This is a genomic window from Mycobacterium sp. NGS61 (genome assembly GCF_059812325.1).
Window position 1 is genome coordinate 413992 of record NZ_JCALCL010000003.1, and the last position, 16971, is coordinate 430962.

Consider the following 16971-nt stretch of genomic DNA (forward strand, 5'->3'; position numbering starts at 1 on the left):
GTGAGACGTGAGCAATATTCGCGAGGCAGTCACTGCCAAGGCTCAGGCAACAATTCCGATGGACCGAATAATCCAGGGCGCCCACCTCTACGACAGAACGCGGCGCTGGGTCACCGGCACCAACGGTGAAAAAATCTTCATCGAGCGACCGATCCCGCCGGCTGACGAGGTTGAACTGACCGACATCGACCTTAGCAATCCTTTCCTCTATCGTCAGGGTCGCTGGAAGTCCTATTACGAGCGCCTACGCAACGAGGCTCCCGTGCACTATCAGGCCCACAGCGCGTTCGGCCCGTTCTGGTCGGTGACGCGGCATGCCGACATCGTGGCCGTCGACAAGAACCACGAGGTCTTCTCCTCCGAGCCGTTCATCGTCATCGGGAGCCCGCCGCGCTTCCTCGACATTGCGATGTTCATCGCGATGGACCCCCCAAAACACGACCGGCAACGGCAGGCTGTCCAGGGTGTGGTCGCACCGAAGAACCTGCGTGAGATGGAGGGCCTCATCCGCGAGCGGGTGGTAGACGTGCTCGACGCTCTGCCGCTTGGCGAACCGTTCAACTGGGTGCAGCACGTCTCGATCGAGCTAACCGCGCGCATGCTGGCCACGCTGCTGGACTTCCCGTTCGAGCAGCGGCGCAAGCTCGTCCAATGGTCCGATCTCGCCACCTCCATGGAGCAAGCCAACGGTGGGCCCTCGGACAACGACGAGATATTTCGCGGCATGGTCGATATGGCTAGAGGTCTCAGCGCTCACTGGCGGGACAAGGCAGCCCGGACAGCTGCCGGAGAGCTGCCCGGCTTCGATCTGATCACCATGTTGCAGAGCGACGAGAGCACCAAGGACCTGATCGATCGCCCGATGGAGTTCTTGGGCAACTTGGTATTGCTGATCGTGGGTGGCAACGATACGACCCGCAATTCCATGAGCGGTGGTGTTCTGGCGCTGAACGAGTTCCCTGACCAGTTTGAGAAGCTGAAGGCGAACCCCGAGCTGATCCCCAACATGGTCTCGGAGATCATCCGGTGGCAAACCCCGCTCGCGCATATGCGCCGGATCGCCAAGGCCGACACTGTGCTCAACGGGCAGTTCATCCGCAAGGGCGACAAGGTCCTGATGTGGTACGCCTCGGGCAACCGCGACGAGCGCGTGTTCGATCGGCCCGATGACCTGATTATCGATCGGGCCAACGCCCGTAACCACATCTCCTTCGGTTTCGGCGTGCACCGCTGTATGGGTAACCGGCTGGCCGAGATGCAGTTGCGGATCCTGTGGGAGGAGCTGCTTCCGCGGTTCGAGAACATCGAGGTCGTCGGTGAGCCCGAGTACGTGCAGTCCAACTTCGTGAGGGGGATCAGTAAGCTGATGGTCCGCCTCACCCCGAAAGGTGGCGCATGACCGTGCAGCGAGCGGTCATCGCGGGGGCCAGCCACGCGGGCACCCAGCTCGCCGCCAGTCTTCGCCGAGAAGGGTGGGACGGCGAAATCGTCCTCGTCGGCGATGAGTCGGCGTTGCCCTACCAGCGGCCCCCGCTGTCCAAGTCGTACCTGGCCGACAAATGCGAACTGGCCGAACTCGCGATCCGCAACTCGGATTTCTACGCCAAGCAGCGGATCCGACTCCTGGATGCGACGGTGGCGGCGGTCGACCGCTCGGCTGGTCATGTCGTGCTGAGTACCGGCGACGCACTGCCCTACGACAAGCTCGCGCTGTGCACTGGCGCCCGGCCTCGTCGGCTCCCCACCCCGGGAGCGGACCTGGCCGGAGTCTTCTACCTACGCACCGCCGCGGACGGCGAGATGATCCGAGAGGCCGCCGGCCCCGGGCGTCGGGCGGTGATCGTCGGCGGCGGCTACATCGGACTGGAGACAGCCGCCTCGTTGCGTGCACTGGGTCTGGAGGTCACCCTGCTCGAGGCGACCGGGCGCGTCCTTGAACGGGTCACCGCCCCGGAGGTATCGGAGTTCTTCGACCGGATCCACCGGGAGGAGGGCGTCAACATCCGGACGGGCACGCTGGTCGAGGCTCTGTCCGGCGACGGCAGGGTCCGCGAAGTAATCCTGGCCGGTGGCGAATCAATTCCCGCCGACCTCGTCATTGTCGGCATCGGCGTGGAGCCGAACACCGAGCTCGCCGCCACCGCGGGCCTGGTCGTCGACAACGGCGTCGTGATCGACGATCAGGCCCGGACTAGCGACCCCGACATCGTGGCCGCCGGGGACTGCGCCAGCCACGACATGGCCCGTTACGGCCGTCGCATCCGCCTGGAGTCCGTGCCGAGCGCGGCCGAGCAGGCCAAGGTCGCCGCCGCGACCGTCTGTGGGAAGTCCAAGAAGATAGCGGCCCTTCCATGGTTCTGGTCAGATCAATACGACCTCAAGCTCCAGATCGCCGGTCTCAACACCGGGTACGACGAGGTCGTCCTCAGCGGCGACCCGACCCGGGAGCGCGACTTCACCTGCTTCTACCTCCGTGCCGGCGAGCTTCTTGCCGCCGACTGCATCAACCGTCCCCGCGACTTCATGTTCAGCAAGCGGGTCATCACGCAGCAAGTCGCCGTCGAACGGGCCGAACTGGTGCTCGCCGGCTCGGACTGAGGTGCCGGCGGTGCGTAGGCGGTGGGAACGACGACGGCGGATGCGACGCGTGTCTTGGAGAGGTACTTCAGTGACAATTGCCATCCAGCCCCGCTGGCAAAGGAACGCTAGCGGCTGCCCGGCGGTCGCCTTGGCGCAGCGCATCAGGACCTAGTGGGGTTTCCCAACGAGCATGACGATTCTTTCCGGAGGAGCAGCGTCAGAAGTCGGTGCCTGTTCTGTTCTGTTCTGTTCTGACAATGAGGTTAGTTGAGGTTGACGGTGGCGGTATTTAGGGACGAGGACGAGGTCTATGCCTTCCTGGGCGGGATCTTTCGGCGGGGTTTGGAGAAGGAGGGTCTGGCGGACAAGCTCGCGAATTCGGGTGTGGTGTTGCGGGTGCATTACACAGATCCGGATGCGGTTGTGACGGTGGACATGCCGAACAAGGTGGTGGAGACCGGAGCGGCCAGTACCGCGGTGCCCAACGTGGAGTTGTTCATGTCGGCAGACACGGGGAACAAGTTCTGGTTGGGGAAGGTGAACTTGACGATGGCGATGGCCAAGGGAACGGTACGTGCGAAAGGTCCGGTGCCGAAGTTGATCAAGTTGATCCCGCAGGCCAAGAACCTGTTCCCCGAGTACCGGTTGATGCTGGAGAGCCAGAATCGGCAGGACCTCATCGATGCGTGACCCTCGCCTCACCGCGGGCTGTAGGGCGGGTGTGCGATGAGGAGCACGATGCAGGACGTTGCGTTGACTGTGCCCGCGATCGTGGCCCATGCTTCGGCAGTCCATGGCGATCGCGAGGTGCTGACTGCGCGCGGACCCCGGCAGATCTCTGGGGTGTCCTATCGCGAGGTGGGTGAGCGTGCGGCACGGTTGGCAAATGCTTTGCGCCAGATCGGCATCCGTGGAGATGAGCGTGTCGCGACGCTGCAATGGAGCAACCAGGAGCATCTGGACTGTTACGCGGCGGTGCCGTCGATGGGCGCGGTGCTGCATACGTTGAACCTGCGGCTGCCGCCGGAACAGCTGACGTGGATCGCCAATCATGCCGAGGATCGGGTGATCATCGTCGACAGTACGGTGCTTGCCCTTTTGGCGGCGGCGTTGCCGTCGATGACCTCGGTGCGCACGGTGCTAGTGACCGGAACCGGCGATCTTGCCGCGGTCGAGGGGTGCGGAAAGGACGTCCTACGGTACGACGATGTGGTGGCCGCCCAGTCGAGTACGTTCGAGTGGCCCGATGTCGATGAGCGGTCGGCTGCAGCGATGTGCTATACGAGCGGTACCACCGGGCACCCGAAAGGTGTTGTCTACAGCCATCGTTCGACGTGGTTGCACTCTCAGGCGGCGTGCACCTCGAATGCCTTGGGCATCGGTCATGACGACACGGTGTTGGCGATCGTTCCGATGTTCCACGCCAACGCGTGGGGGTTGCCGTATGCGGCGATGATGGCCGGCGCGCAGCTTCTGCTGCCTGACCGTTTCCTGCAGGCGGGGCCTTTGGTGGAGATGATCGAGGCGGTGCGGCCGACGATGGCGGGGGCGGTGCCGACAATCTGGACCGATGTTCTGCATTACTTGCGCGACAATCCTGGCCATGACGTGAGTTCGCTGAAGATGGTGGCCTGCGGTGGTTCGGCGGTTCCGCGGTCGTTGATGACCGCCTATGACGAGCTGGGCATCCGCATTGTGCAGGCTTGGGGGATGACTGAGACTTCCCCGCTGGCCTCGGTCGCTCTGCCGCGGAGTTCTGATACCCCGGAGAGGTCGCTTCACCTGCGCGCAACCCAAGGCCGGGTGGTGGCCGGTGTGCAGGCCCGCATCGTCGATGACAGCGGTGCAGAACAACCGTGGGACGGAAAATCGGTGGGGGAGATTCAAGTCCGCGGCCCGTGGATCACTCAGTCGTATTACGAGAATGACAGTCCGGCGGCGTCGCCGGACGGGTGGTTGCGTACCGGGGACGTCGGGACGATCAGCGCGGACGCGCTCATCGCGCTGACCGACCGCTCCAAGGATGTCATCAAGTCCGGGGGCGAATGGATCTCCTCGGTGGAATTGGAGAACGAGTTGGCCGCTCACCCTGCGGTGCGCACCGCCACGGTGATTGGAGTGCCCGACGACAAGTGGCAGGAACGGCCGCTGGCGGTGGTCGTCCTGGCTGCCGACCGCACCGCCACCGCGGCGGAGCTGACCGAATTTCTGCGTGCGCGGGTGGCCAAGTGGTGGCTACCGGAACGGTGGGCGTTCGTCACCGACATTCCGCTGACTTCCACTGGCAAGTTCGACAAGAAGAAGCTGCGCCGCCAGTTCGCCGACGGTGACCTCATCATCGAGACGCTGGCGTGAATCATCAATCCACTGCGACCGAAACACTGACGTTAAGGAGACACACATGAAGACACGTGCTGCAGTGCTGTGGGGCCTAGGAGAAAAGTGGGAAGTCGAGGACATCGAGTTGGATCCTCCCGGCCCCGATGAAGTGCTCGTCCAGCTGACCGCGACCGGGTTGTGCCATTCCGACGAACACCTCGTGACCGGCGACCTGCCCATTCCGCTGCCCGTCGTCGGTGGCCACGAGGGTGCCGGCACCGTGGTCGAAGTGGGTGCGGGTGTCGAGAACGTCGCCGAGGGCGATTCGGTGATCCTGACGTTCCTGCCGTCGTGCGGGCACTGTTCCTATTGCGCGCGGGGGATGGGGAACATGTGCGACTTGGGTGCCGCGCTCATGATGGGACCCCAGATCGACGGCACTTACCGTTTCCATGCCAGGGGTGAGGACGTCGGCCAGATGTGCCTGCTGGGCACGTTCTCGGAATACACCGTGGTCCCCAAGGCGTCTCTGGTCAAAATCGACCAGGGGACACCGCTGGACAAGGCGGCGTTGATCGGGTGTGGTGTGACGACCGGGTACGGGTCGGCGGTGCGCACCGGTGAGGTGCGTGCCGGGGATACCGTGGCGGTGATCGGAGCCGGTGGCATCGGCATGAATGCGATTCAGGGTGCCCGCATCGCGGGCGCGTTGAACATCGTGGCTGTCGATCCGGTGGCGTTCAAGCGTGAACAAGCCGGCGGTTTCGGTGCGACGCATGCCGTTGCCACGATCGACGAGGCCTGGTCACTGATCAGTGACATCACCCGCGGCAAACTCGCCGATGTCTGCGTCTTGACCACCGATGTCGCCGAAGGGTCCTACATCGGCGAGGCGCTGTCCTTGGTCGGTAAACGCGGCCGTGTGGTCGTTACCGCGATCGGGCACCCCGAAGACACCTCGATGTCGGGTTCACTGCTGGAATTGACGCTGTATGAAAAGCAGATCCGCGGCGCTCTGTACGGTTCTTCGAACGCCGCCCACGACATCCCGCGGCTCGTCGAGCTCTACAACGCCGGACACCTCAAGCTGGATGAGCTGATCACCCGTGAGTACACCCTCGATCAGATCAACGAAGGCTACGCGGATATGCGATCGGGCCGCAACATCCGAGGACTCATCCGATTCTGATAAAGCAGCCGAAGCGCGGGAGCGCGACCACGGGAGCAAGCGAGCTGAGTACAACGGTTGAGTGCTGCGCGTCTGTGGCTCTTACCGTTGACGTGTTGATGCAGGACTAGCGATCGAAAGTCAATGTGCCCCATCGCCATAGGCTGTCGAGATGCGCGGCTGAGGTTGGCTGCGGTCACGCGTGTTGGTGTTGGCACCTACTGTCAGCCGGGAAGCCGTGATGAAACGTAGCTTTTGACGAGTCTCAACAGTGCTACTGACAAGGAAGGAAGCGGCGATGACGAGGATTCAAGTTCCCTATCCCCATAGGAGGGGAGGGCACTGTGGTTCCGGTGCGCTTCGTGACCTTACTGAATGGGCCCAACTCGGATGGGGGACAGAAGCACTCAGTGAAGGATTGGTCTTCACCCTCGGCGGAGTCTTGGACTTCTCGTACGTCCGCTCTACGCAGTTGTTCCCCCAGGTGTACCTGGTAGGACGAGGAAGCGACCTGGAACAGGATTACCTCTCCCGGGTTGGCGCAAAGTTCGTCGTGCGATCGACCGATGACCCGGACGTGGGATGGGCATTTGTGACCGACGAAATCGACAAAGGTCGACCCGTCATGGTCTGGGCTGACATCGGCGAACTTCCTTACCTGCGCGTCCGATTGCACATGAGCCGTCACGACATTGTCATCACCGGATACGATGACGAACAACGGGTCGCCTATGTGGTCGATAATGACCGCGAGACAACCCAGACGGTGGCCTACGACGACCTACGCCGGGCGCGGTCCTCGGTCGGGTTTCCCACACCTACCCGGCACACCACATATCACGTCGACTGGCCAGAGCGAGTGCCAGACCTTGGGCCGATCGCGGCCGCTGCACTCGCCGCGAGCGCAGCGTTCATGCGCGGCGGTGCCGTAGGTGCGCCGCTACTGCGCATCGAGGCAGCTGAAGTCGAATCTTCCGGTTTGAAGGGTGTGCAGGACTTCGCCGATGACGTAGGGCATTGGCCAACGCTGTTCGATGACGATGCCCTGACCGCGGCATTGTTCGGGCTCGGGGCGTTCATCGAGAAAGCCGGTACCGGCGGCGGGCTCTTTCGTACGCTGCAGGCAGACGGTTGCCAGAACATCGCCGATCTCCTAGATGACGCCGCCACTGCCGAAGCGGCTGCCGCGGCCCGACATGCTTCCAAAGCGTGGTCTACGCTTGCGGCCGCAGCCACGGATGCCGGCACATCGCTACGGAGTCGTAGTCTAGCTGCGGCCAAAGTCGCCGCGACGATCCCGGACGCCGAAACGCGCCTCGTCGAAGCCCTCGAAACGGCCAGTCGATCCGTTGGCACTGTCGATACCGGCATCGAAGCTCATCTGAAAGGCTATCTGTGAGTGGCACTTCAAATCAATCGAGTTTCCTGAAGACTACTGGTTTCTCGATTGGCAGCATGACGATGTTCAGCGCTTCGCCCAGAACGCGGTCGGTGACGTTCGTGACCCTTGTGCAGAAGGCGAGGTTGACCGTCACCGCTGTGGGGGACAGGATTTGGTATGACCCCTATAGCACCGACGACGACCCCGAGCATTATCGGGCGAGCTATGCGGCGACAGCGTCGAGGGCGTATTGCGGGGCAGGACCAAATGGCTGATAGTGACGGAACTGGAAGGTGTACCGCAGCGATGATCTCGGCGGGCTAACGAGTCCTTTACATACTGTCTTCGGGCGATCAGCCCAGCCGACGTCGGCGCAGTTCTTCAGTCGCATGGTGGTCCATGCACTGCGTGGTCCTATTTAGGAGGATTTCGTCATCGACGAGCAAGCGGAAGAAGATTCGGCCATCGCGTGGTGGCATAACTTTCAGAATCGTGTTATCGCCGCCGACGGCGACTACCTCGATGCGCACCATCCGTGGTGCCTTGGTTGCGGCACAGACAATCCGCACGGTCATCGCCTGCGAGCGCGTCGGCGTGGCGACGGGGTGGGCGCCAGGCATATCTTCGACGGCCGACATCGCGGCGCACCCGGGATCGCACATGGCGGCGCAGTCATGACGGTTCTTGACGACACGGTGGGCATGCTGCTCTACGTCGTCGGTGAGATGGCCGTCACCCGTAAGCTCGACACCGAGTTCTTCGCGCCGGTATTGCTGGGGGTTCCCTACGAGGTCAGCGCGGAGCTCGTGTCCAGAACCGGCCGGAAACTCGAAGTGCGGACAGAATTGCGCGAGGAAGCCACCGGCCAGCTGGTCGCGTCCGCGTCCGGGTTATTCGTCGTCGTCACGCTGGATCACTTCACTAGCTCCATACAGAAGGCGTCGTCAATACGCTGCACTGCGCGACCACCCTGGGAAGGATGACTCAACCCGTAAATCTGCTCATTTTTCAACCGGCGCAGGCTGCTCAGGATTGAACCGGGGCCGACAGGGGGTTTGCTAAGCAAACGCGTACTCGACCACATCGTGGTGTACCAGCCTTCGGTAGCGTGACGCCGCAGCGTGTCGGCGAAAATACCGCCGGTCTCATCTGTTGTGGCCCGCCGGGGAGTTGATATCGACCTGGATGTGCGAAGCGGCCGGGTCAGGTTTCTGGCCGAGGGTATACAGGCCAAGACTGCCGAGAAAACCCGCACAATGCTCGATAAGCACTTCGGTCGATAGGTTTAGTTGTCCGTCTATCCAGCGACGGAGAATCTCGAACAGGCCCCCGACACCGTAGGTAGCGGCGAGATCTGCGACCTGAATCACCTCGCTGGGTATATCGAGATGCAGGCGGGCCTCTCTGAGGACGAGCTCCGCAAATTCGGACATCAGTTCGCTTCGCAGCTGCCGAAGCAGGGGTTCAGCGCCCGATTCGACAAACAATATGCGGGCCATGCTGGGATCGTTCTCGATCATCTGAACCAGGGCCTTTATCGGAGCGTAAGCGAGTTCTTGAGGAGCAACGGTGTCATCCGGTATCGCCTTGGTGATCACGGCTTGGAAGGTGGTGGAGATCTTGGTGAACATCGCACGCAGGAGCGCGTCTCTGTCGCGAAACTGCTGGTAGAAGTACCGGCTCGTCACTCCTGACTCCGTACACACAGCGGTCACGGTGCACGCGGCGGCTCCCTGCTTGCCCATGAGCGCGACCGCGGCGTCAATCAGCAGTGCGCGGCGCTGCGCATCGCGTTGAGTTGCGGACAGCCCGCCATAAACACGTGCTGGACTCATGCCCTACATTCTGGCAGTCTCATGTGACAAGGCCTAAAGTCAGATCACGCAACGGAGGAAGGACCCCGTCAAGATGCCGGAAGATCGAGCCTCGACCAAGAGCCGTGTATTGCCAAAACCCCGGCGCGTTCGTTTCCCCATGCCCACCTCCACGAAGCGGCGACACTTCGTGGATGGCGACCTGGTGATGAGCCATTTCATCTCGGTGCTTTCTGCGACCTTCCCGGAAGGGGAAGACTTCTTCATCCGCTCGGTCAAGTATTTCCAGAGTTCCATCGACGATCCCCAATTGCTGACAGCGGTCAAGGGTTTCATCGGGCAAGAGGCCACACACCGACACCAGCATCGGCTCCTCAACGAACGGCTCCAGGCCATGGGTTATCCGACCGCGCGGATCGACCGCCACGTCGCACGCCTGATCAAGCGATTGGAGCGGCGCTTTTCGCCAGAAATGCGGCTGTCGATGACCTCTGCATTGGAGCACTACACCGCGACGCTCGCTGAAATCATTCTCACCAGCGATGACGCGCAGAAGCTCATCGGACAGACAGAGGTTCGACCGATTCTGCTGTGGCATGCGTTCGAGGAGTCGGAGCACAAAGCCGTCGCCTTCGACGCCTATCGGCTGATTGGAGGCACCGAGCGCACCCGCGTACGGGGCATGCGGATCGCCTCTGCAATTCTGTTCGGCGAACTCATTCTGCAGACTGCGCTGTCGATGGCCTCTGACAAGGCCTCGTATAACCCGGTCACGTTGGTGCGTAGCCTACGTCGCTTCAGTCGCACCCCGATGTTCACCGCCGATGCGCTGCAGCGATTCCGTTCGTACAACCGCCCCGGCTTCCACCCTGATGATTGGGACAGCACCGCGGTCCTGGAGCGATGGAGCAAGGAACTGTTCGACCAAGACGGCTCACAGAAGGTCATCGCTCAGCCGGGGTAGCAAAAGTGCGTGAGGAGGGCGACGCAGAAAGACACTGTTTCTGCGTCGTTCCTCCAAACAATCGACAGCGCGCCTGTCGTCACGGATTGGATGCCCGGTGGCGGGTCAAGGCGACAGTCATACAGACAAGTGCAGTCGGCCTCGAAACTCACGGAAAGGTTAAGCCTCAGCCGCTGACGACGTAGCGTTGAGCCAAGGTTTCAGCCAGTCGGCTCGTGTGCGCGACCACTTCCTTTTCGGTCACCGCGAGCAAACCGGAGTGCCAGGCCGTGATGACTTCGACGAACCCCCCCACCGCAACCAAAGTGTCCATACGAAGGGCCGTCTCGTCGGCGTCTTCTCTGAGATGTGGCCGGCTTGCCTCGACGACCAACTGCGTTGCCTCCTGCAGCGCCACAGCGCGGCGATCTTGCAGCGGTGAGCTACCTACATGCTGAGCGAGGAGGATGTGCGCCCGGCCAGGATCGCGTGCGATCCGGTCGACCACGATGGCGATCGCCGCGGTGATGGTTTCGATCGGCGGCCGATCCACACGCTCGTCGAAGAGCGCGGAAACCTCGCCGAGCATGTCATTGCGAACGCCATCCCACGCTGCGACGAGAAGATCCTCGCGCGTCTTGAAGTCCTCGTAGAAGTATCGATCGTTGAGCCCTGTCCGGGCGCACACGCCGCGCATAGTCACTGCGGCCCAACCGCTCTCACTCCAAATCTCGGTCGCAGCCTCGATCAATTGCTGCCGTCGCTCTGCTCGACGCTCAGCACCGGTCCGACCACCCCAGCGCGTGTTTCTCGACCGCACATCAAACATCTTGACAAAACGTCGGGCTCACGACCAAACTGGTGGCATGCGACACCAATGGTGGCTGATGCCCCCAAATCAATGGTCTCCCGCACCGGAAATCAGTGTCGCGATCCGAAAGGCAAGCAGATGAGGTTCTTGCCGTTCGGTAGTTCACCAGGTAGAACCCACCGCGCCCACGCAGTAGTCACAGGCGCAGGGAGCGGTATCGGCCGCGCGTTCGCCGTTGAGCTTGCACGCCGAGGTGGACGTGTTGTGTGTGCGGACAAAGACCCCATCACTGCGAAAGAGTCGGCCGAGTTGGTGAGGCAGGCCGGCGGCGAGGGTTTCGACGTCGTATGCGACGTCACCGACCTTGAGCAGGTCCGTAACCTCGCTGATGCCAGTGAAGACTGGTTTGGCAAGGCGGCGAGCCTGGTGATCAACAACGCCGGAATCGGTGCGGGCGGCAATCGCATCGGCGCTACGTCGGTCGAGGACTGGAACGCTGCGATTTCTGTCAACCTTTGGGGTGTTATCTACGGGTGCGAGACTTTCGTTCCCCGGCTCCGGAGCAACGGCCGTGGCGGAGTGATCAATGTGGCGTCCGCCGCGAGTTTCGGCTCGGCGCCCCGAATGGGGGCATACAACGTGAGTAAGGCCGGAGTGCTCGCTCTGTCCGAGACCTTGGCGGCCGAACTGAGCGGTACTAACGTCAATGTCACAGTGCTTTGCCCCACCTTCGTCAAGACGAACATCGCCAAAAATCCTCAGATTGAGGAGTCGGCGGCGAAACTCGCGACCAACCTGATGAGGTGGACCGGCATTTCGCCGGATCAAGTGGCTCGAACGACCTTGAACGCGCACGATCGCGGACAAATCTATGTAGTGCCCCAACTGGACGCGAAAATTTTGTGGCAACTGAAAAGAGCTTTACCCGGTCAGTTTACGCGGGCGTTGGGGCTGGTGGAGCGCGTGGCCTCATGGAACGATCCAGCCGAACAGAGGGAGCAGTGAAATGGCGTTCGCATATAGCGACATGCTCGAGACGATCAAGAACAAGCAATGGGCTCTCGCCGATATCGATTGGGGCGCCCCTGGTGCGGAGTTGATCACCGACGAACAGCGTCCCAAACTCAAGCAATTCATGTCCGACGTGGTGTGGATTGAGCATGTCGGAGCGCGCGCCTTTGCTGCGATGGCCCCGAAGGCGCCCTTCGAAGCGCTCGGAGACATTTACCGTTACTTTCACGCCGAGGAGCAGCGTCACGCCAACGCCGAACTTGCTCTGATGCGTCGCTGGGGCATGATCGAGGAAGGCGAAAAGCCTGTACCGAATAAGAACATCCGTCTCGTGATCGAGTGGCTAGATCGGTACGCTGAGGCTCTTCCTCTGACTGTCATCGGCGCCGCGATTCCCGCACTGGAGACCGCGCTGGACGGGGCCCTGCTGAAATTTCTCCTTGATGAGGTCGACGACCCAATTTGCGGGGAAGTATTCAATAAGGTCAACAGCGACGAATCGCGGCACCTTGCAGTAGGTTTTCAAGTCCTGAATGACCTCGGCGCCAGTCCCATGCGAATCCATGCAATCCAAACGGTCGGCGCTGTGATGGACCCCCGTATTCTCACTGGCGCGTTGCTGTATATACCGCTTCTCACGCGCATGTTGATGAATCTCAACGCGATGGGGCTATCCGAAGAGAAGCTGTACAACGCGGTGACGCGATATGGCAATGTCGGGGACCGCAGTGAGCACACGCGGAGGGTGCCTGGATATCACATCTTGAAGGCCCACATGTCCTCCTCGATCAAGCGGTCCCAACCCCTTCACTTCGTTTCCCAGCGCTTAGGCAATGCGATCGACATCTTCCCCGTGCAAGTACTCGGGCGACCGCCTTCATGGACGGATGAACTGACCTATGAACCGGTCGCTAAATGACGGACACGGTAACGACTTTGATCGTCGGCGCCGGCTTCGCGGGTATCGGTACGGCGATGAGAATGCTTCAAGCGGGCGTTAACGACTTTGTCATCTTGGAGCGATCACATCGCGTCGGGGGCACCTGGCGTGACAACACTTACCCCGGCGCCGCCTGCGACATTCCGTCATTGCTGTACTCCTACTCGTTCGAGCCGAACCCAGGCTGGACTCGCGCATACTCGGGGAGCGCAGAGATCCTCGCCTATATCGACGCGATTGTCGCGAAATACGATCTTGGGAGGTTCATTCATTTCGGTGCGGACGTGAGTGCACTGGAATTCGACGAGGATGCCGGAGAGTGGGTTGTCGACACGACCGGCGGCAGGCGGTATCGGGGCCGTTCAGTCGTGATGGCTAGCGGACCACTTGCTGACGCCAGTTTCCCGGATATTCGTGGCATCGAGTCGTACGAGGGGAAAAAGATTCACAGTGCTCGGTGGGACCACTCCTATGACATGAGCGGTAAGAGGGTGGCGGTTATCGGGACCGGGGCGAGCGCTGTGCAGATCGTTCCCGAATTGGTCCAGTTGGCGGCGTCGGTCAAGGTGTTTCAGAGGACGCCCGGCTGGGTCCTACCGAGGGTGAATTTCCGGCATCCGGCCTGGGCGCGTTCGACTTTCAAGCGCATGCCGGCAACCGAACAGGCCCTACGAGGTGCGTGGTTTTGGGCGCATGAGGTCATGGCCGTGGGCATGGTTTGGGATACCGCTGCCACATCTGTCATCCAAGCGGCCGCGAAGGCGAATCTGCGTCGGCAGGTGAAGGATACCTGGTTGAGACGTCAGCTAACACCGCAGTTCAGACCTGGGTGCAAACGCATGCTTATGACTAACGACTATTACCCTGCTCTCCAGGCCGATAACTGCAAACTCGTCAGCTGGCCGATCGCCACACTGGCTCCGAACGGAATTCGAACCGCCGACGGCATCGAGCATGAGGTGGACTGCATAGTATTCGCGACAGGCTTCGATGTGTGTAAACGCGGTACGCCATTTCCGATCCTGGGGCGCGACGGGCGAAAACTCGAAGACGCGTGGTCTGAGGGGAGATTTGCCTACAAGAGCGTGAGTGTGGCCGGGTATCCGAATTTGTTCTTCACTTTCGGGCCTAATTCCGGTCCTGGCCACAACTCCGCTCTTCTATATATGGAGGCGGCAATCGATTACATCGTAAAAGCGATCGAGCTCTTGCGCGACCAAGGTAACGGAGTCCATACCCTGGATGTGAAAGAGAATAGCCAAAACGCGTACCACTCCAATATTCAGCGGCGGTTACGACGCACGACATGGAACTCGGGTTGCAGCAGCTGGTATTTAACAGAGGATGGCTATAACGGCACGATGTATCCGGGCTTTGCGACTCAGTTCACCAGGGAACTGTCCCGTCTGGATATGCGGGATTACGATATCACTCGGCGTGACGATGCTGACCTGAAGTTGACACAAACACGCTGAACTGCAGCAGCGGATAGGGTAAACATCAAAGCGCACGTGAGGAAGTAATGGGTTCTGAGTCTGGGCAGCACTACGAAATTGTAATAGTCGGAGCCGGGTTTTCTGGGATTGGTACAGCGATCAGCCTGTTGAAGGCCGGATTTGCGGACTTTCTTATAGTCGATGACGCCGATGGCGTCGGCGGTACATGGCACTGGAATACGTATCCGGGAATAGCGGTCGATATTCCGTCCTATAGTTACCAGTTCTCTTATGAGATGCGAACATCCTGGTCACGTACTTACGCTCACGGGGATGAGTTGAAGGCTTATGCAGAGCGGTGTGTAGAAAAATACGGACTCCAAAATTACATCCGGTTCAACACGACTGTGGACGAAGCCTGTTTCGACGAAGGCGCCGCACTATGGCGGCTGAGCTGCTCCTCTGGTCAGAATCTGACCGCGCGTTTTGTGATAAATTGCTCTGGCGTTCTCAGTCGGCCGAAGTGGCCTGATATTCCAGGAGTGCGCGACTTCGCCGGCGTGACGCTGCATACGGCCAGATGGGACCATACGAAAGATCTCACCGGTAAGCGGGTGGCGGTGATCGGGACTGGGGCATCTGCGGTGCAGCTGATTCCCGAAGTCGCGAAGATCGCATCAAGTCTGACGGTCTTCCAGCGAACGCCGATTTACTGCTTGCCGAAGCCGGATTTCTCCATACCGAGCTGGGCCGCGACAGTGATGCGGTTGGTGCCAGGGGCACAACTGATGACGCGCACTGCGAGTCAGGCGTTCGTCGAGTTCACATTTCCCATCGCAGCTCATTTTCACTCGTTGATCCCTGTGTCGGACCTCATGGAAGAGGCGGCGAAACGCTATATGCGTCGGGCGGTCGACGATCCGGTGACTCGAGACCAACTCATTCCTCGCTATTCGTTGGGTTGTAAGCGACCGAGTTTCCACAATTCCTATCTCGCAACGTACAACCGTCGCAATGTTTCGCTCGAGACCAGCGGCATCACCCATGTCGACCATGCCTCGGTTCACACTGAAGATGGCAAGAGTTATCCGATCGATGTCATGGTCTTGGCCACCGGGTTCAAAGTGATGGAGTCGGGCAATATGCCGACTTATGTGCTGAAGGGACGCGGTGGAGTGGAGCAGTCTGCCTGGTGGGATGAGCACCGCCTCCAAGCCTTCGAGGGTGTGAGCGTCCCAGGGTTCCCGAATCACTTCAATATCTTCGGTCCCTATGGTTACAACGGCTCCTCGTACTTCACACTCATCGAGGCGCAAAGTCGGCATATCGTCCGCTGTCTTCGTCGTGCGCGCACGCTGAAGGCTGATTACGTAGAGGTCAGACAGCAGGCGAACGATCGCTACTTCGGTGACATGGTTAGCCGCCGACATCGACAGGTTTTCTGGCAGCCGAGCTGTTCCAATGCCAACAGTTACTATTTCGACAAACACGGCGATGTTCCGTTGCGTCCGTCAACTACCCTGGAGACTTACTGGCGTAGCCGCACCTTCCGGCTCTCCGATTACCGATTTGAACGTCGCGCAGAATCCGTTGGCGCACGGTGACCAACACTGATGCGGCGGACCGGCGCCCCAGTCTTGCAAGTCATTTCGTGGCAATGACTTCGCGAAACACACTGCGTCCGCTGTCGCAACTCATCCCGTCGAGCGCCCACGGCCTCGCGGTGATGGATCGCGTACTCCGGATGGCGCTTGTGGGATCGCGGCCCCGCCGAAGCGTGGCGGTTCGCACAATAGATACCGAGTTCGCCGGGAATCAGATACGCGGGGATTGGATCACTTCTCCTGCAGTCGATCCACACGCGGTTCCGTTGCTCTACATTCATGGCGGCGCCTACTCCATGTGCTCACCGGCTACCCACCGCGGCCTGCTCGGTGAACTTGCCTCCGCGAGCGGTCGGCCCATCTTTGCGGTGAGGTATCGGCTAGCTCCACGCTATCCCTTTCCCGCTGCCGCCGACGATGCACTGAACGCATACCGCTGGCTCGTCACAGGGCAGCCTTCGGCTTCCGGCGAACGCGGTGTTGCGGTGGCCGGGGACTCGGCGGGCGGCCAGCTCACGATGGCCACCGCCCTTGGCGCACGTAGTGACGGACTGCCGCTGCCGGATTCGATGCTTCTCATGTCTCCGGTCCTGGATCTGACATGTGAACTCGCGAGGGCACGCGAACTTCGCCGCCGTGATCCTTTCGCCTCTGCTCGGTCCGCGGCCCGCGCTCTTGACCTGTACGTGGCTGGTGCAGATCACCGCAATGAGCGAATCAGCGTGCTCGACGCAGACCTCAGGTCCATGCCACCGATCCTGATTCAGGTAGGCGGAAGAGAAATGTTGATCGATGACTCGAGGCATCTTGCCGACCGCCTCCGATCGGCCGGATCAAGCGTTGAGATACAGGTGTACCGGGGACAGATCCACGTGTTCCAAGCCATGTTCCGAATCCTGCCCGAGGCTCGTGAGGCGATCCACCGCGCTGGAAACTTCCTGAAAGCTTCGGCCCACCGGTGAAA

16 protein-coding genes are annotated in these 16971 nt (G+C 60.9%); 13 read left to right on the plus strand and 3 right to left on the minus strand.

All coding sequences use genetic code 11. From position 1 onward, the window contains the following. Positions 1–58 precede the first annotated feature (58 nt). The 6 genes from AC5Y3Z_RS09540 (at position 59) to AC5Y3Z_RS09565 (ending at position 7466) form a co-directional block, all read left to right on the plus strand. Positions 59–1399, plus strand: coding sequence for a cytochrome P450 (locus AC5Y3Z_RS09540; RefSeq protein WP_046188902.1), 1341 nt, complete (start codon positions 59–61; stop codon positions 1397–1399). Continuing rightward, complete coding sequence (locus AC5Y3Z_RS09545) at positions 1396–2598, plus strand: NAD(P)/FAD-dependent oxidoreductase (protein ID WP_012394828.1); 1203 nt, start codon at positions 1396–1398, stop codon at positions 2596–2598. Before AC5Y3Z_RS09540 ends, AC5Y3Z_RS09545 begins: the two co-directional genes overlap by 4 nt. 261 nt (positions 2599–2859) lie before the next feature. Next, complete coding sequence (locus tag AC5Y3Z_RS09550; protein WP_016889191.1) at positions 2860–3270, plus strand: SCP2 sterol-binding domain-containing protein; 411 nt, start codon at positions 2860–2862, stop codon at positions 3268–3270. Between the two features lie 48 nt (positions 3271–3318). Continuing rightward, positions 3319–4935: a fatty acid--CoA ligase gene (locus AC5Y3Z_RS09555; RefSeq protein WP_016889190.1), complete on the plus strand. Its 1617-nt coding sequence runs from the start codon at positions 3319–3321 to the stop codon at positions 4933–4935. A gap of 46 nt (positions 4936–4981) precedes the next feature. Then, positions 4982–6088, plus strand: coding sequence for an NDMA-dependent alcohol dehydrogenase (locus tag AC5Y3Z_RS09560; RefSeq protein ID WP_012394825.1), 1107 nt, complete (start codon positions 4982–4984; stop codon positions 6086–6088). A gap of 277 nt (positions 6089–6365) precedes the next feature. Further along, positions 6366–7466, plus strand: coding sequence for a BtrH N-terminal domain-containing protein (locus AC5Y3Z_RS09565; protein WP_042789224.1), 1101 nt, complete (start codon positions 6366–6368; stop codon positions 7464–7466). 335 nt (positions 7467–7801) lie between these two features. Here the strand turns inward: AC5Y3Z_RS09565 and AC5Y3Z_RS09570 are convergent, their stop codons facing one another. Next, on the minus strand, positions 7802–8086 hold the full coding sequence (locus AC5Y3Z_RS09570; RefSeq protein WP_012394823.1) for a hypothetical protein: 285 nt from the start codon (positions 8084–8086) through the stop codon (positions 7802–7804). Here AC5Y3Z_RS09570 and AC5Y3Z_RS09575 point away from each other — a divergent pair. Continuing rightward, on the plus strand, positions 8054–8431 hold the full coding sequence (locus tag AC5Y3Z_RS09575; RefSeq protein WP_016889187.1) for a PaaI family thioesterase: 378 nt from the start codon (positions 8054–8056) through the stop codon (positions 8429–8431). The two genes, AC5Y3Z_RS09570 and AC5Y3Z_RS09575, sit on opposite strands and share 33 nt — an antisense overlap. A 162-nt stretch (positions 8432–8593) precedes the next feature. On the opposite strand, the gene AC5Y3Z_RS09580 is transcribed toward AC5Y3Z_RS09575, so the two are convergent. After that, positions 8594–9283, minus strand: coding sequence for a TetR/AcrR family transcriptional regulator (locus AC5Y3Z_RS09580; protein ID WP_012394821.1), 690 nt, complete (start codon positions 9281–9283; stop codon positions 8594–8596). Positions 9284–9356: 73 nt separating this feature from the next. Here AC5Y3Z_RS09580 and AC5Y3Z_RS09585 point away from each other — a divergent pair, with 73 nt between their 5' ends. Further along, positions 9357–10226 (plus strand): metal-dependent hydrolase, encoded by an 870-nt coding sequence (locus AC5Y3Z_RS09585; RefSeq protein ID WP_012394820.1) that lies wholly within the window; start codon positions 9357–9359, stop codon positions 10224–10226. A 166-nt stretch (positions 10227–10392) separates the two neighbouring features. Here the strand turns inward: AC5Y3Z_RS09585 and AC5Y3Z_RS09590 are convergent, their stop codons facing one another. Continuing rightward, the gene (locus AC5Y3Z_RS09590) at positions 10393–11025 is read right to left on the minus strand and encodes a TetR/AcrR family transcriptional regulator (RefSeq protein ID WP_074319847.1); all 633 of its coding nucleotides are present in this window, start codon (positions 11023–11025) and stop codon (positions 10393–10395) included. A gap of 129 nt (positions 11026–11154) precedes the next feature. On the opposite strand from AC5Y3Z_RS09590, the gene AC5Y3Z_RS09595 reads away from it, so the two are divergent. Genes AC5Y3Z_RS09595 through AC5Y3Z_RS09615 form a run of 5 tightly spaced genes read left to right on the plus strand, consistent with a single transcriptional unit; the run spans position 11155 to position 16969 of the window. Further along, on the plus strand, positions 11155–12021 hold the full coding sequence (locus AC5Y3Z_RS09595; RefSeq protein ID WP_012394818.1) for an SDR family NAD(P)-dependent oxidoreductase: 867 nt from the start codon (positions 11155–11157) through the stop codon (positions 12019–12021). 1 nt (position 12022) lies between these two features. Then, positions 12023–12946 (plus strand): hypothetical protein, encoded by a 924-nt coding sequence (locus tag AC5Y3Z_RS09600; protein ID WP_012394817.1) that lies wholly within the window; start codon positions 12023–12025, stop codon positions 12944–12946. After that, positions 12943–14442: a flavin-containing monooxygenase gene (locus tag AC5Y3Z_RS09605; RefSeq protein WP_012394816.1), complete on the plus strand. Its 1500-nt coding sequence runs from the start codon at positions 12943–12945 to the stop codon at positions 14440–14442. Before AC5Y3Z_RS09600 ends, AC5Y3Z_RS09605 begins: the two co-directional genes overlap by 4 nt. A gap of 47 nt (positions 14443–14489) precedes the next feature. Next, positions 14490–16007 carry a flavin-containing monooxygenase gene (locus AC5Y3Z_RS09610; protein WP_012394815.1) on the plus strand — a complete coding sequence of 506 codons (1518 nt, stop codon included), beginning with the start codon at positions 14490–14492 and terminating at the stop codon, positions 16005–16007. Then, positions 16004–16969, plus strand: coding sequence for an alpha/beta hydrolase (locus tag AC5Y3Z_RS09615; RefSeq protein WP_012394814.1), 966 nt, complete (start codon positions 16004–16006; stop codon positions 16967–16969). Before AC5Y3Z_RS09610 ends, AC5Y3Z_RS09615 begins: the two co-directional genes overlap by 4 nt. The last annotated feature ends 2 nt before the right edge of the window (positions 16970–16971 follow it).

Coding starts and splice junctions, on each gene's coding strand:
- AC5Y3Z_RS09545 (WP_012394828.1), top strand. CDS start 1,396: ATGACCGTGCAGCGAGCGGTCATCGCGGGGGCCAGCCACGCGGGCACC.
- AC5Y3Z_RS09605 (WP_012394816.1), top strand. CDS start 12,943: ATGACGGACACGGTAACGACTTTGATCGTCGGCGCCGGCTTCGCGGGT.
- AC5Y3Z_RS09610 (WP_012394815.1), top strand. CDS start 14,490: ATGGGTTCTGAGTCTGGGCAGCACTACGAAATTGTAATAGTCGGAGCC.
- AC5Y3Z_RS09560 (WP_012394825.1), top strand. CDS start 4,982: ATGAAGACACGTGCTGCAGTGCTGTGGGGCCTAGGAGAAAAGTGGGAA.
- AC5Y3Z_RS09600 (WP_012394817.1), top strand. CDS start 12,023: ATGGCGTTCGCATATAGCGACATGCTCGAGACGATCAAGAACAAGCAA.
- AC5Y3Z_RS09595 (WP_012394818.1), top strand. CDS start 11,155: ATGAGGTTCTTGCCGTTCGGTAGTTCACCAGGTAGAACCCACCGCGCC.
- AC5Y3Z_RS09585 (WP_012394820.1), top strand. CDS start 9,357: ATGCCGGAAGATCGAGCCTCGACCAAGAGCCGTGTATTGCCAAAACCC.
- AC5Y3Z_RS09565 (WP_042789224.1), top strand. CDS start 6,366: ATGACGAGGATTCAAGTTCCCTATCCCCATAGGAGGGGAGGGCACTGT.
- AC5Y3Z_RS09555 (WP_016889190.1), top strand. CDS start 3,319: ATGCAGGACGTTGCGTTGACTGTGCCCGCGATCGTGGCCCATGCTTCG.
- AC5Y3Z_RS09570 (WP_012394823.1), bottom strand. CDS start 8,086: ATGTCGGCCGTCGAAGATATGCCTGGCGCCCACCCCGTCGCCACGCCG.
- AC5Y3Z_RS09580 (WP_012394821.1), bottom strand. CDS start 9,283: ATGAGTCCAGCACGTGTTTATGGCGGGCTGTCCGCAACTCAACGCGAT.
- AC5Y3Z_RS09540 (WP_046188902.1), top strand. CDS start 59: ATGGACCGAATAATCCAGGGCGCCCACCTCTACGACAGAACGCGGCGC.